Raw genomic sequence first — 10293 nt, forward strand, 5'->3', positions numbered from 1 at the left:
CCCCCCGAACCCACAAGGCCCCCCACGATGAACCAGTACACCCCGCCGAAAGTCTGGACCTGGAACAAGCCGAATGGCGGCGCCTTCGCCTCGATCAACCGGCCGGTCGCCGGGCCGACGCATGAGAAGGAACTGCCGGTCGGCAAGCATCCGCTGCAGCTCTATTCGCTGGCCACCCCCAACGGCCAGAAGGTCACGATCATGCTGGAGGAGCTTCTGGCGCTCGGCCACACGGGTGCCGAATACGACGCCTGGCTGATCCGCATCAACGAAGGCGATCAGTTTGGCTCAGGCTTCGTCGGGGTGAACCCGAACTCCAAGATCCCGGCGCTGCTGGACCGCAGCGAGCCGAAGCCGGTACGCGTGTTCGAATCCGGCTCGATCCTCACTTATCTGGCCGAAAAGTTCGGCGAATTCCTGCCTACCGAGCGTGCCGCCCGCGCCGAAACCTTCTCGTGGCTGTTCTGGCAGATGGGCTCGGCGCCCTATCTCGGCGGCGGTTTCGGCCATTTCTACGCCTATGCGCCGGAAAAGATCGAATACGCCATCGACCGCTTCGCCATGGAGACCAAGCGGCAGATGGACGTGCTCGACCGCAGGCTGGCGGAAAGCGAATACCTTGCCGGCCCCGACTACACCATCGCCGACATGGCGGTCTGGCCCTGGTATGGCGGGCTGGCCAAGGGCCGCAGCTACAACGATGCCGCGCAGTTCCTCGCCGTGCACGAATACGAGCACGTGCAGCGCTGGGCCGACGCAATCGACGCCCGGCCGGCGGTGAAGCGCGGCCGCATGGTCAATCGCATCTCCGGCGACCCGGCCTACCAGCTCCACGAGCGCCACGACGCCAGCGACTTCGAAACGAAGACGCAGGATAAGTTGGTGGCGGCGGAGTGAGTATCTCCTACCCTCCCCCTGGTGGGGAGGGTCGCTGCGAAGCAGCGGGGCGGGGGGCTGGCGCCGACCCCCACCCGGACCTTCGGTCCGACCTCCCCACAAGGGGGAGGTAGAGCGCCCCGCTACCTCCCATACGTATACGTCACGCTCGCCTCGCCGAGCGCGGAGCTTTTCGCCGCGACCGAGACCATATCCGGCGACGGATTTTCCGGCGTGCGCAGCTTCGCCTCGCCCAGCGCGTAGAGCGTGAAGACATAATGATGCGCGCCGCTGCCGGGCGGCGGACATGGGCCGAAATAGCCGGCGCGGCCGACACCGCCCGTGCCGGACACGGTGCCCTTGGGCAGGCGCTTGCCGCCCTTGGAACCCGCGCCTTCGGCCAGGCCCTTGGCGCTTGCCGGGATGTTCCAGGCGAGCCAGTGCCAGAACCCCTTGCCGCCATTGGCGTCGGGATCGAACATGGTGAGAGCGTAGCTTTTGGTGCCGGCCGGCGGATTCTTCCACGCAAGCGCGATCGAAACGCTCTTGCCGCCGCAGCCGGCCTTGTCGCCGAGATATTTTGCGTCCCATTTGCCGTTGGAGACCGACGGGCTGGAGATCTCGAAGGCCGATGCCTGGGTGGCGAAAGCAGTGAGCGCAAGCAAGGTTAAGCCAAGGCGTAAGGTCATGCTTTCCTCCCCTTTTGGCCGAGATGTGATGAGTTTGGCCGAGACGTGATGAGTTTAGCGGAAAAGCGGCCCAAAAAAAGGGCAGCGCCAACGTCTCAAGAACGAAAAAAAGCCCCGCCGGTGGAGGCCGTCGGGGCTCTTTCGTTCGGGCCGCGAAGGTGGGACTTCGCGGCCTGTCGATCCAGGGGGTGTTGGATCGGCCGCGACCCTAGCCGAAGAATCGGCCGCGCCGACAATCACGCCTGCGCACCACCGATCACGCCTGCGCGAGAAGGAGGTGATGGTTGGCTGCCGATCTCCCCCCTCGAGGGGGAGATGGCCGGCAGGCCAGAGGGGGTCGTCTCACATCGAGCGCCAACCTCCTCACCTTTGCGGAAAGGCGTCGGCGCTCGATGCGCGGCGACCCCCTCTGTCGCCTCCGGCGACATCTCCCCCTCAAGGGGGGAGATTAACCTCTCAACAGTTTCGCCAACCTTGGCACGCCCTCGCCCACCGCGCGGTCATCGGCAAGCGTGAACGACATGCGCAGCGTGTTGCGGCCGGTGCCGTCGGCGAAGAACGCGTTGCCCGGCACGAAGGCGACGCGCGCCTCCTTCACCGAACGCGCCAGCAGCTCGGTGGCGTCGCCGCCTTCCGGCAGCGTCAGCCAGACGAACATGCCGCCGTCCGGCCGGTTCCAGGAAATGCCATTCGGCATGTTGGCTTCGAGCGCGCCGAGCAGCGCGTCGCGGCGCCGGCGATAGGCGCCGATCAGCTTTTCCACCTGGCCTTCGAAAATGGTCTCGGCGACGCGGTGCATCACCATCTGGTTGATGGAGGGGCTGTGCAGGTCGGAAGCCTGCTTCATCAGCACCAGCTTTTCCACCACATGGCGCGGCGCGCAGACCCAGCCGACACGCATGCCGGGCGACAGGATCTTCGAGAAGGAACCGCAATAGAGCGTGCGGGCGTTATCGATGCCGCCGGAGCGTGCGCAGTCCAGCGCCAGGATCGGCGACACGGCCTCGCCGTCATAGCGCAGCGCGCGGTAGGCGGCGTCCTCGATGACGGCGATGTCGAGCTCGCCGGCAAGGTCGAGCACCGCCTCGCGCTGCTTGGCATCAAGCGTGTTGCCGGTCGGGTTGGCGAAGTCAGGCACCAGATAGGCGAATTTCACCTTGCCGCCCCCTTTCGAAAAGGCAGAAGGGGCGGCGGCTGCCGCGCGATAGGCCTCCGGCGTCATGTTGCCGCCGGCCGTGTTGAGCCTGTCGTAGCGCGGCTCATAGGCGTTGAAGGCCTGCAGCGCGCCGAGATAGGTCGGCCAGGTGACCAAAGCCGTGTCGCCCGGCGACAGGAACAGCTTGCCGAGATAATCGAGCGCCTGCTGAGAACCGGACGTGATGAAGATGTTGCCCTCGTCGCACGCCACGCCGAGGCTGCCCATATGGCCGGCCAGCCATTTGCGCAGCGGCAGAAAACCTTCGCTGACCTGGTACTGCAGCGCAGCGCCCGCTTCCGCCCCGCCGAGCACGGCCTGATAGGCGTCGCCGATGGCTTCGGCAGGAAACAGCGAAGGATCCGGGATGCCACCGGCAAACGAGATGATGTCGGGCTGGTCGAGCAGCTTCAACAGCTCGCGGATTTCCGAGGCCTTCATGCGCGAGGAGCGCGAGGCCAGAAGGTTCAACAGGGTCAAGGCGCACCTCCCGGGGGGCGAATTTTTGTATTTAGGTCAACCAAGCTGACCTATTATCAGCCTTTGCTTTCGGCGTGAATAGCCAAAACGGCCACGACGCATCGTCCAGGCGACATTGTTGTCACGCATGTCGTCTTCCCAAAACCGCCGGGACACTTTGGGCGACATGCGCTGGGCCTGCATATTTTCGTCAACGCTAATGGAAAAATGTTGCGGGCTAAGCGAACTCGGCGCAGCATGAAACCCAGAAGCCGGCAGCCTGAGAGAAAATCAATCCGGCCGATTGGGGGGTACGCATGACGCTCGAGATTATCGGGGCCGGATTCGGCCGCACCGGCACGTGGTCCACTTTCGCCGCGCTGAACAGGCTTGGCTTTCCGAGCTACCACATGCAGGAAGTCATCATAAACAAGGCCAACAAGGGCCATCTCGACTTCTGGCGCAAGGTGGTTAACAGCCCGCCCGGAAGCCAGCACGATTGGAACCGCGTCTTCGCCAATTACCGGGCGACCGTCGACAATCCGGGCTGCTGCGTATGGAAGGAATTGATGGCCGCCTACCCTCGCGCCAAGGTGCTTTTGACGCTGCATCCGCGCGGCGCCGAAGCCTGGTACGAAAGCACCATCGACACGATCTACTTCACCGAGAATGTCTGGCAGGTCAGGGTGCTGGAATGGCTGACGCCGTTCGGCCGCAAGTTCGGCGACATGTCGCGGAAGCTGGTCTGGGGCCGCGCTTTGAAAGGCGTGATGAACGACCGCGACAAGGCGGTGGCGCGCTACAACGCCTATATCGACGAGGTGAAGGCGGCGGTGTCGCCGGAAAGGCTCCTGGTCTTCAAGGTCACCGACGGCTGGGGCCCGCTCTGCGATTTCCTCGGCGTCCCGCTTCCGAACGAGCCCTTCCCCAACTTCAACGACCGCGCCAGCGTAAAGAAGATCATCCGCGACATGATCATAGGTTCCTATGTGATGCTGGCCGGCGTCGCGGCGCTGATCGCGCTGGCGGTCGGCGGGCTCTGGTGGTGGCTGGGGTAAGCGGAGAACGCCGGATCGGCGGTGGGCGCAGCAGGGTGCCTCTCAGCGTCCAGTGCCAACAGCGGGATTGTCGTTATATTAGAATAGGCGCATATTATCGTAAGCCGAAGCCATGCTCCGGTTGAACCGCCCGTTGGCTGTGATTGCCCGGGCGGTCCAAAGACCAGGTCAAATGTCAGGAAAAAGAACGCAAGTCCGGGCCGCCCAGGTGATCGGGCAGCCCGAGACAGTGATATTTGGAGGAGATTCCCATGAAGGTTACCATATTGGCGAACTACGAACCCAATGCCGCCAAAGGGCTGATGCAGGGATCGAACCGGGAAGCTGCGGTCCAGGCGCTTTTCGAAAGCGTCGGCGGCAAGATGAACAGTCTAGTGTTTACACGCGGCCTCTATGACGTCGTCGTCAATGGCGAGGTGCCGGATCAGGTTGCGGGGATGGGCATGACGCTTGCGGTGCGGGCAAGCGGTTCGGTGCGAGACCTCGTCGTCCTCGAGGAGCTCGACATGAAGGCGGTGATCGCGGCCGCCAACAAGGCTGCCGGCGTCTACAAGCCCGCCGGCTGACCCGTCTGACGAGGCAGCATGGGGCGGATCGAACGTACCCGTGCTGCCGGTTCGCACATGACAGCATCCGGCAACCGAGGATGCGCCCGCACGGTGGATGCCGCCCAGGAAACATGCAGCGCTCCTTGGCTAGAACAGGATTGCTGCTCAAACCGATCGGAGGAAGCCATGACCGCCTACAATGTAGTCCGCTTTCGCACCAAGCCAGGCCAGGAAAAGGCCTTCGTCGACGCGCATCAGAAGATCTCGCTGGACGCCAACGGCTTTCGCAAGGGCGCCCTGATCAAGACCGGCGAACGCACATTCTGCTTTGTCGGCGAATGGAGCGACATGGACAGCCTCGCCGCGGCGCGCCCGATGATGATCGGCATTCTCGACACGTTCCGCGATATGCTTGAGGATCTCGGCGGCGATCTCGGCGTGACGGACCCGGTGTCCGGGACGGTCGTTGCGGAAATAGGCTGACGAAGCCGCCAATTGGCGATGACCGGGCCGCGAGGCGCGCCCGGCTCCTCAGAGCGGTTCGGGGCAGAATCGCCGAGCCGCTCTAACCATTTGTTTTTACGCAATTCCGGACGGACGGCTACGGCGAAGTCGCCGAGCCCGACCGTTGCACACTTTTCCTGGAATTGCTCTCAGAACGGCAGCCGGATCTCGTTGTCCTGAACGGAATCAGGCCAGCCGATGTCCTTGCGGATTTCCGGCGGCAGGCCGTTCAGTTCGCGCGTCGTCCTGCGGCGCTCGCTCGCCTGCGCAAAGGCGGCGCGGATGCGGCTAAAGCTCTTAAACATCGGGACCTCCACAAGGCAGCGGCAGAAAGATCGGCCGTTCACCGAGCGCCGCTTTTGAGGTGCGTCTGTAACCAGTCGATTGCGCACGAACGGTGAAATGCTTCACGAAGCCCAAGCGGCCTGAAACATATGCATGCGAACTAATTGGGGGATCGCAGAGGTACGAGCGCCATGCCCACCCCGGGCTGCGTCACCCCCGATATCGGATGCTTCATCGGCTGATGCGTAAGCTCACGCCCGTGATAGGATATTTTATCGCGCCATGCTAATTCAGTCAGATGTTTCTTCTGAGCTTATACTTTGTGGCAGTCGCCGCCCCGTATGCTGCTGAGCGCCTATTCTTCGCGAGAAGATTTGGGCTCTTTGCGGTTCTATTTTGGCTGCTCATCTTTCAATCCGGCGTTTTATTCGCCGGTGAAATCATCCTCGAAAATCACTTAGACCAATCAGCGCCCAGTTGGGTTAATTCCGTTGGCCTTGCGATTGGAACATTCGCCTACCTGACGATTGGCTTGACGCCAATCACTGCCGTCATAGCTGCATTGGGGTTCGGGACAGTGATCGCAGCCAAGTGGTTCTTGGGAAAGCTTGGGGAAGATTCAGACTGATCCATTCGCCGCCCCGACACCTCGCCGCCGCTCAACGCGCCGCCCAATTGCCTTTCAGCCCGGTCGGCCGGCCTCCCTGACGATGACCTCGCGGTGCGGATAGGGGATGCCTATGCCGTTCTCCTTGAACGTATCCCACAGCGCCAGCAGCACCTTGCCGCGCACATTGGTCAGCCCCTGCTGCGGATCGCGGATCCAGAAGCGCAGGACGAAGTTGAGCGAGGAATCGCCGAACCCCGTCAGCCAGCAGACCGGCCGCCGGTCGGCTTCGACCCGGCCGACGCTGATCGCGGCCGCTATCGCCAGTTCGCTGACCTTATGCGGGTCGGCGTCGTAGGAGACGCCAAAGTCCACGTCGAGCCGCACGAGATTGTCGCTGAACGACCAGTTGATGACCCTTCGAGTGATGAAGTCTTCGTTCGGGATGAGATATTCGCGGCCGTCGCGCGTGACCACCGAGACGAAGCGCGCCCGCAATTCACGTATCCAGCCGAATGTGCCTTCAAGCGAAATGGTGTCGCCCGGCTTGATCGACTTGTCGAGCAGGATGATGATGCCGGAGACGAAGTTCGAAACGACCTTCTGCAGCCCGAAGGCGAGACCGACGCCGATCGCGCCGGAGAAAACCGTCAGCGCCGTCAGGTCGACGCCGACGGCGGAAAGGGCGACAGCGCCGGCAACCAGCACCAGGCCGATCTTCGCCACCTTTCCGACAAGGACGCGGATTGAGGGTGTCAGTTCCTCGGAGATGCGGACACGCTCATCGACATAGTTGCCGATGACCACCGCAAGCCAGACCGTGGCGACCAGCAGCAGCGCCGCCTTGAGCAGCACGAGGACCGAAAGGCGGATGGCGCCCATGGGGATGGCGAGGCTGTCCAGCACCGCCGCGGTCTCGTCACTGACGCCCAGGATGACAAGCGCCGCATAGATCCAGATCAGCCAGCCGAGCAGGCGGGCGACGAGGCGGTTGTGGACGACGCGCGACAGCACCGACGCGACAAGCCACGCAAGCGACAGCGAAAGCGCGACATGGACGAGGTAGGTGTGGCTTGGCCACACGAAAGGGCGCATGAAGTTGAGCGCGGCGACCAGGAAGAGCGCGAAAAGAATCCAGTCGGTGCGCCGCAACAGGGCGATCACGACCCTCAGCAGTCCGGGGTGACCCTTGATCTGGCGTGCCCGGTCCTCAACGAACGGCTCGACGCGTCGCCCGGCGAGCCTGGCCGCGAGAAACAGGGCCAGGATAATAGCGAGCTGATAGAGGAGCCACGGCGTGGCGGCATAGTCGAACCATCCGCTGGACCAGGCCAGCGCTCGAGTGATGGCGTCGCGAACATCCATTGCCACACGCCCATCATGCACGGGCTAACAACCCAGAGTCCGCCTTCGTCCCAAGGCCCGTTTCAGGACCGCGGCCGGCAGCTATGCGCCGGCCTAGCTGGCACGTCGCCGTTTGTCCGGCGAACCCTTGCGTTGATCCTCGTCGTCAATCTCGCTCATCGCCTGTTCCCAAAAGCGCAAGTCGGCGCCCTCGGGCTTTCCTTCTTTTTCCCAAAGCTCATAGGCGCGCTGGCGGATGCGTTCTTCCCTGGTCTGTTCAGCCATGGATTCCTCCCGATCTCTGTTTCACCAGAAGGAACGTCGGCGCCAGCGAAACGATCCATGCGAAGGCTCTGCAGTGGCCAATTTTCTCGGCGCAGCGTCCGCCCCTCACCCGATCATCGCGCCATCCCTGGCAATCGCCCTGCCCCCACGATAGACCGTGCGTTCTCTCGGCACAGCGACCACCGCCTCCGGCACATGCTCGGCCTTCAGCGCGACGAAATCGGCCTTGGCGCCGACCGCGATGCCGTAGCCCTCCAGCCCCAGCGCTTTCGCGCCGGCATGGCTCGCCACATCCCAAGCCGCCTCCAGTTCGCGGTCCTCGTAGAAGCCGGAGCGGTAGCCGATCATGTTGGCGCGGTTGAGCATGTCGCCATCGCCATAGGGCCACCAGGAATCGCGGATGTTGTCGGAACCGGCAAAGACCGTGACGCCCGCCTTGCGCAATGCCGCCACCGGCGGGAAAGCATGGTTGCCGGGAGCGTTGCTCATGATGGCGACGCCTGAGGCGGCGAGCATCTCGCCGGCCCTGGCCAAGGTGTCGGCGGAAATGTCGCCCAGCGCGTAGGCGTGGCTGACGCCGACTTTTCCCTGCATGCCCAGCGCGGTGGTCCGCGCGGCGATCTCCTCGATCTCGAACAGGCCGAGCGTGCCTGCGTCATGCAGATGGATATCGACGCCGACGCCGCGCTTTTCGGCAAGGCCGAAGACCACGTCGAGATGGCCCTTCACGTCACGGTCGAAGCTCGCCGGGTCGAGCCCGCCGACGAGATCGCAGCCGAGTTTCAGCGCCTCGTCCAGTAGCTCGGCCGTGCCGGGCGAGGACAGGATGCCGCTCTGCGGAAAGGCGACGAGCTGGATGCCGATCAGCTCGCGATAGTGTTCGCGCACGGCGAGAATCGTCTCGACATGTTTCAGCCCGACCACGCCGTCGACCATCACGTGACTGCGCATCGCAAGGCTGCCATGGCCGATGCAAAGCTCGAGCTGGTTTTTCGCGCGCTCTTCCATCGGCGCGGCCTGGGCGAGGTTTTGCATCTGGAAGGCGACGCGCTCGCGCACGTCGAAGCCGGTGGTGCAGGGAATATGCGGGCGCCAGGCATCGCCATAGAAGGACGTGTCGAGGTGGATGTGGCCCTCGACGAAACCCGGCAGCACGAGTTTTCCGGCAAGGTCGATGGCGCCTGGCGGCGGGGTTGCCGCTTTGGCGGCGGGGGTGATGGCGCGGAAACGGCCCTCGGTGACGGTGAGGTCGGCCAGCGAGTCGTCGGCGAGCCTGGCGTTGAGAAACTGGTGCAAGATGCGATCCGTTCGAGGTGAATGCATCACTCGTCGCCGCTCGGGAAGCGGAGGTCAATGCGGAAGGGGATAGAAAGTGTTTCGTCGAAGCCGCCGAATTCCTCGCTTGTGGGCAGATTGCGCGCCCGATCGCCTTCGCAACCGCCGCCGTTAACCTTAATCTCACATGCCGGTGGGGAAGTCCGTGCTCCCTGCCTATTCCGCTTTCGCGGAAGTTTCCGCGCGAAAAAAATGTGCCATAGTACAGTCTGCGGTATGAGGCCGCCGTGGTCGACGCGGACGCCCAAGCACATCCCCAACAATGTCGCCCCCAACGGCCGCGTCGACCATGAACTGAACGGCGATCTGACCCGGGTCGCCGTTTTGTTCTGGGCAATCAGGCTTGCGTCCTGGCGTATTCCGCGACCAGCTCCTCATATTCCTCGAAGGCCGGCAGGGCCGCATAACTGTGCACGGCGAGCGTCGTCGCCCAAGGCAATTTCTCGCTGGTCCAGGTTTCGATGAAGGGCGTGAACCAGGCAGGGTCATCGAGCATGGTCGGGCGCAGATTGACGAACCAGTCGAGCCCTTCCGGCCGGGTAAACATCCAGCTCATGCAGTAGCCGCAGAAATAATGTTTCGAGGCGCCGTGCAGGCCGCCGATCACCGGCTCGCCCTTGGTGATCTCGAAGCCTTGCGCGGGAATGGCGGCGCTCAGCGAATAGGCGCTGGACGACATGCGCTGGCAGCCGGTGCAGTGGCAGGCCATGGTGAGCAAAGGTTTCGCCGAAATCTTCAGGCGCACGCGGCCGCAGCGGCAGCCTCCTTCAGCGGGCAGGGAAAGGGTTGGCACGGTGGGGCTCCTTGGGTTGGTTTCCCCCTTCTCCCCTTGTGGGAGAAGGTGTCGCCGAAGGCGACGGATGAGGGATGCTGGACGGAGTGAGGCGATGGAGATCCTGGCGCCTCAACAGCAGGCGCCTCGTTTCTTCCAACACCCCTTGCATGTTGGGACAGCGGCTATTTGTGCAAGATAGCTGCACTCCCCGACAGATGGCCGTCCGCCGGGGAGTGGACGGATGGGACCGTACACCCCTTGGCGTGAACCGCGGTTGAGCAAGGTCCATTCGTTCTCGCACGGGTCCTGAACAGATGATGGGGAGCAAGTCCC

12 protein-coding genes are annotated in these 10293 nt (G+C 63.4%); 5 read left to right on the forward strand and 7 right to left on the reverse strand.

The genetic code is table 11. From position 1 onward, the window contains the following. Positions 1-27 precede the first annotated feature (27 nt). Positions 28-897, forward strand: coding sequence for a glutathione-dependent disulfide-bond oxidoreductase (gene yghU / locus EOA38_RS16595; RefSeq protein WP_126094540.1), 870 nt, complete (start codon positions 28-30; stop codon positions 895-897). A 122-nt stretch (positions 898-1019) separates the two neighbouring features. On the opposite strand, the gene EOA38_RS16600 is transcribed toward yghU, so the two are convergent. Both EOA38_RS16600 and EOA38_RS16605 read right to left on the reverse strand, forming a co-directional pair. Continuing rightward, complete coding sequence (locus EOA38_RS16600) at positions 1020-1565, reverse strand: YbhB/YbcL family Raf kinase inhibitor-like protein (RefSeq protein WP_126094541.1); 546 nt, start codon at positions 1563-1565, stop codon at positions 1020-1022. A gap of 448 nt (positions 1566-2013) precedes the next feature. After that, positions 2014-3201, reverse strand: coding sequence for a PLP-dependent aminotransferase family protein (locus EOA38_RS16605; protein WP_189350725.1), 1188 nt, complete (start codon positions 3199-3201; stop codon positions 2014-2016). Between the two features lie 335 nt (positions 3202-3536). Between EOA38_RS16605 and EOA38_RS16610 the strand changes: the two genes are divergently transcribed. The 3 genes from EOA38_RS16610 to EOA38_RS16620 all read left to right on the forward strand — a co-directional run bounded on the left by EOA38_RS16610 (position 3537) and on the right by EOA38_RS16620 (position 5308). Continuing rightward, the gene (locus EOA38_RS16610) at positions 3537-4277 is read left to right on the forward strand and encodes a sulfotransferase family protein (protein ID WP_126094543.1); all 741 of its coding nucleotides are present in this window, start codon (positions 3537-3539) and stop codon (positions 4275-4277) included. Between the two features lie 251 nt (positions 4278-4528). Then, on the forward strand, positions 4529-4843 hold the full coding sequence (locus EOA38_RS16615) for a GYD domain-containing protein (protein ID WP_126094544.1): 315 nt from the start codon (positions 4529-4531) through the stop codon (positions 4841-4843). Between the two features lie 168 nt (positions 4844-5011). Beyond that, on the forward strand, positions 5012-5308 hold the full coding sequence (locus tag EOA38_RS16620) for an antibiotic biosynthesis monooxygenase (RefSeq protein WP_126094545.1): 297 nt from the start codon (positions 5012-5014) through the stop codon (positions 5306-5308). A 170-nt stretch (positions 5309-5478) separates the two neighbouring features. On the opposite strand, the gene EOA38_RS16625 is transcribed toward EOA38_RS16620, so the two are convergent. Beyond that, the gene (locus tag EOA38_RS16625) at positions 5479-5634 is read right to left on the reverse strand and encodes a DUF1127 domain-containing protein (RefSeq protein ID WP_126094546.1); all 156 of its coding nucleotides are present in this window, start codon (positions 5632-5634) and stop codon (positions 5479-5481) included. A 302-nt stretch (positions 5635-5936) separates the two neighbouring features. On the opposite strand from EOA38_RS16625, the gene EOA38_RS16630 reads away from it, so the two are divergent. Next, complete coding sequence (locus EOA38_RS16630; protein WP_126094547.1) at positions 5937-6242, forward strand: hypothetical protein; 306 nt, start codon at positions 5937-5939, stop codon at positions 6240-6242. Positions 6243-6296: 54 nt separating this feature from the next. On the opposite strand, the gene EOA38_RS16635 is transcribed toward EOA38_RS16630, so the two are convergent. The 4 genes from EOA38_RS16635 to EOA38_RS16650 form a co-directional block, all read right to left on the reverse strand. Further along, on the reverse strand, positions 6297-7586 hold the full coding sequence (locus EOA38_RS16635) for a mechanosensitive ion channel domain-containing protein (protein ID WP_127299715.1): 1290 nt from the start codon (positions 7584-7586) through the stop codon (positions 6297-6299). A 93-nt stretch (positions 7587-7679) separates the two neighbouring features. Beyond that, the gene (locus tag EOA38_RS16640) at positions 7680-7850 is read right to left on the reverse strand and encodes a DUF2934 domain-containing protein (RefSeq protein ID WP_126094549.1); all 171 of its coding nucleotides are present in this window, start codon (positions 7848-7850) and stop codon (positions 7680-7682) included. Between the two features lie 105 nt (positions 7851-7955). Next, entirely contained in the window at positions 7956-9173 is a 1218-nt protein-coding gene (locus EOA38_RS16645) for an amidohydrolase family protein (protein WP_126094550.1), read from the reverse strand. Between the two features lie 349 nt (positions 9174-9522). After that, entirely contained in the window at positions 9523-9978 is a 456-nt protein-coding gene (locus EOA38_RS16650) for a GFA family protein (protein ID WP_126094551.1), read from the reverse strand. Positions 9979-10293 lie beyond the last annotated feature (315 nt).

The organism is Mesorhizobium sp. M1E.F.Ca.ET.041.01.1.1 (assembly GCF_003997355.1).
Lineage (GTDB): Bacteria > Pseudomonadota > Alphaproteobacteria > Rhizobiales > Rhizobiaceae > Mesorhizobium.